The sequence below is a fragment of the Kitasatospora sp. NPDC091257 genome, from assembly GCF_044757675.1.
GTDB lineage: Bacteria > Actinomycetota > Actinomycetes > Streptomycetales > Streptomycetaceae > Kitasatospora > Kitasatospora lactacystinica.
Genome location: NZ_JBIVVI010001004.1, coordinates 1 through 3,424 on the forward strand (window position 1 = coordinate 1; position 3,424 = coordinate 3,424).

Sequence of the window (3,424 nt, forward strand, 5' to 3'; positions counted from 1 at the left end):
GGCCCGTACCGGGTGCGCGGGAAGAGCTGGACCGGCTGGGCCTGGCCCTGCGGTCACAACTGGTCGAGCTGATCGACGACTTGGCCCCCGGCAGCGATCTCGGCCTGCCGCTGCTCGACACGCCACAGGTCGTCGACTGGCATGAACCGCTCCGCTACCAGTACTCGGCCAGCGGCAGCACGGGGAAGCGCCCCGCGCATGCCGGCGCCGCCGCCACCGCCGCTCGCGCGGCCGCGCTGCTCCACTCCGCGGGCTGGGCGGTCGCGACCTCGCAGGAGGACGCCAAGGGAACGCCCCGCATCGTGGTCACCGGCCGCCGCGACGGCTGCAGCATCGAGATCCGTACGGTCGACCACACCTCCACCGTGTGGTTCAGCGGGCAGACACCGGCGATGGCCCTGTACGAACCGGAGGAGTTCCAGCGGCCCGAGCCGGTGCGCACGGCCGAGACCGTCACGGCCGGATTCGTGCTCTGCTACGAGTGCGAAGGCCTGGGCTGGTGCTACGACTGCGGGGGACGCGGCTGGCTGCCCGACGAGACCCGCGGGCGGGTCAACTGCCCCGCGTGCCACCGGCGCCGCGTCTGCGTCATCTGCCGCGGCGAGGCAGAGCTCGCCGTCTCCCAGCTGTCGACGTACCAGCGCGGCCACTACCCCGAATTGAATGAATGAGTGCGGGCCATGGCCATGTCCACGGTTTGAGAATCCACCAGGATCCGCGAATGACAGGTACCGTTTGATGCACACAACAGAGCCGACGGAAGCCCGCATCGAGGATGCGGGCAACATCCTGGTCGCACCTTCGATGTCGCAGGACAACGACGTGATCAGGGACTTCTTCGGGTCCACGATCACGCCGGAGGAGCTTGCTTCCGGCTCGCCCGACCTCGCCCGGAGGACGGTCTACCTGTGTGGCGACGTATCCGGGATCAGTGGCCGTCAACTGGCCGCGGCTGCGCGGGTATTCGTCATCCGGGAGCTGTCGCACGGCTACCGCGAGGACGTCGGCGAACCCTGGAGCCTCGTCGACCTCGGCCGGGTCCCCGTCCGCGTACACGGCGTCGGCGTGTACTACCGCCGCTTTTTCGGACTCGGCGACGATCATTTCGGGCGGATCCGTACGGAGCACGCGTTCCAGTCCCTGACGGAGTCCACCAAGCCCGGCGCGGCCCATCGCAGCGGGATCTATCTGACGCCCGTCACGCGCAACGGTGACGAACTGCATTTCCGCCTGCTCCGGTGCTCCACGAATCTCTCGGGGCCGACCGAGAGCTTCCGCCCGACCGACACGCGCATCGTCGAAGCGCTGAACCGCGAGGCCGCCGCCGTCTTCCGGAACCAGGCACCGCTGAATCACGTCCTCGCGCAGATCTACCACAACACCCTTGCCACGGCCGAGCGCAAGCAGTCCAAGGCGAAGATCTCGGCCCATGCCGACAAGACCAAGGACATGCCCGCCAACGGCATCATGGCCTTCTGCACCTTCTACGACCGGCTCGACAAGCTGCAGCCCCTGGCCGAGGACGCCTACGACTTCGGGGTGAAGGGCGCCAGCGGGCTGACCAGACTCCACTTCCGCCTCAAGGAGCGGACCGCGGAACTCGACGGGGTCGCACTCCCCCCGCAGTTCACCGTCACCCTCCACCCCGGCTCCGTGTTCTTCATGCCGCTGTCCACCAACCGCCTCTACACCCACGAGATCCGGCCCTCGTCGCTGGACGCCGAACTGCTCCCGACCCGCCTGGGCTACGTGGTGCGCTGTTCCAACACCGAAGCCGTCCACAAGGACGGCCGCACGTTCCTCGAACGGGACGGAGAACCGGTGGAACTGGAGCCACCCACACCGGCCGGCATGGACGAGCTGCGCAGGCTGTACGCCGAGGAGAACAGGACCTCGTCCTTCATGGACTACGGCGACGAATTCCTCTTCAGCATGAACACGGGAGACTACCTTGCCCCCCGCATCTAGGATCTCGGACGAGATCCTCTCGTGCACACTGCCCACCGAGGGGAACCTCTTCGCGGAACTGTCCGCGTCGGCCCGCCTGGAAGAGGTGGGGAAGGGCCGCCGAGGCGCCGTGCTCGCCAGGATCGACGAGGCGGGTGATGCGCCCCTCGTACGGACCACCACTCGCTACAGCAGCCCGACGCAGCGCTTCCGGGCCGTGCACGAACGGCTGGCACGACAGGTTCAAGAACGGGCGGCGCTTTCGGTCGGCTTCAACAACGCTCTCATCGAGAGCTACACGAACGCCTACGCAACCATGGGCGGCCACTCCGACCAGGCCCTCGATCTGGCCGACGAGTCGTTCATCGCCGTCTTCTCCTGCTACCAGCATCCCGACGCGAGCCCGCCGAGGAAGCTGATCTTCGAATCGAAGGGGCCCGATGGTGGGAAGTTCGAGATCCCCCTCGCCCACCACAGTATCGTCGCGTTCTCCGTCGACTCGAACCGGCGACTCAGACACAAGATCGTCCTGGACCCGGCCGCCCGCACGGCGGACAACCAATGGCTGGGCGTAACCTTTCGAACGTCAAAAACACTCGTCCGGTTTCGCGACGGACAGGCGCGCCTCCCCCAGGGTGAGCGCCTCGTGTCGGCCGACGACGAGCAGAGGCACGAGTTCTACCGACTGCGGCGCCGTGAGAACACGGAAACGGACTTCGTCTACCCCCCGCTCACGTACACCATCAGCGAGAGCGACCTGACGCCGCCCGTCTGACCTCGAAGGCTCGGGCCGCTCGTGCGGTCAGCCGAGCGCGTTGGACCAGTCCGTCAGTCGGGCGAAGTCCTGGACCGTCAGGCCGGCCTTCGGGTCGACGTGGTGGAGCAGTGCCGGGCCCGGGTGGTGGGCTTCCACCCAGGCCCGGTCGGCGTCCGTGATCAGGTCGTCGACCCAGGCGAACGGGCGGCCCTTCGCCCAGGCGACGATCTGCGGGGTCTTCCAGAACACCCCGCCGCCCGGCTCGGGCCGCGGCTCGGACCAGGGGATGTACGGCAGGGCGGGCAACCCCAGCAAGGGGCCGATGAAGGCGTTGGCCTCCTCCTGCCACGTCGTCGCCCACGCCAGGTCGAAGGGAAGCGCCGCGAGGGCCGGGCCGTGGGCCGGGTTGAGCCAGACCCGCAGGGGCTTCGGCGCCTTGTGGGGAAGGCCCCAGGCCGTGAGCCGACGGCGCTCGGCCGCCTCCCAGCGCGGCGTCGTCAACCGGTGGGTCTCGTAGCCCTCGGGCCGCCGGTAGGGCTTCGCCGCGCACGGGTTCAGCGGTCCGTCGACGTCCACCAGCAGCAACGGCCGCATCGCCTCGCCTCCTCCGGGATCGTCCCCGCACGCTACCCGGGCGGAAGCAGGAGGCCCACCGGTTTTCCGACCGCCGTGCGTGCGGGGCCTGGGCTCAGCCGATGCTGAACGCGCCGTCCGGTGGGG

4 protein-coding genes are annotated in these 3,424 nt (G+C 68.8%); 3 read left to right on the forward strand and 1 reads right to left on the reverse strand.

What is annotated here, in order from left to right; genetic code table 11:
* From ACIQOV_RS33420 to ACIQOV_RS33430, 3 genes are all read left to right on the forward strand, one after another.
* Nucleotides 1-671: hypothetical protein (locus ACIQOV_RS33420; protein ID WP_401054512.1), on the forward strand; the 671-nt coding region annotated here is incomplete at its 5' end.
* Between the two features lie 67 nt (nt 672-738).
* Entirely contained in the window at nt 739-1,968 is a 1,230-nt protein-coding gene (locus ACIQOV_RS33425) for a hypothetical protein (RefSeq protein WP_401054513.1), read from the forward strand.
* Nucleotides 1,952-2,722: a hypothetical protein gene (locus ACIQOV_RS33430; protein WP_401054515.1), complete on the forward strand. Its 771-nt coding sequence runs from the start codon at nt 1,952-1,954 to the stop codon at nt 2,720-2,722. Before ACIQOV_RS33425 ends, ACIQOV_RS33430 begins: the two co-directional genes overlap by 17 nt.
* 27 nt (nt 2,723-2,749) lie before the next feature.
* On the opposite strand, the gene ACIQOV_RS33435 is transcribed toward ACIQOV_RS33430, so the two are convergent.
* On the reverse strand, nt 2,750-3,298 hold the full coding sequence (locus ACIQOV_RS33435) for a hypothetical protein (protein ID WP_401054516.1): 549 nt from the start codon (nt 3,296-3,298) through the stop codon (nt 2,750-2,752).
* Nucleotides 3,299-3,424 lie beyond the last annotated feature (126 nt).

Coding starts and splice junctions, on each gene's coding strand:
- ACIQOV_RS33425 (WP_401054513.1), top strand. CDS start 739: ATGCACACAACAGAGCCGACGGAAGCCCGCATCGAGGATGCGGGCAAC.
- ACIQOV_RS33435 (WP_401054516.1), bottom strand. CDS start 3,298: ATGCGGCCGTTGCTGCTGGTGGACGTCGACGGACCGCTGAACCCGTGC.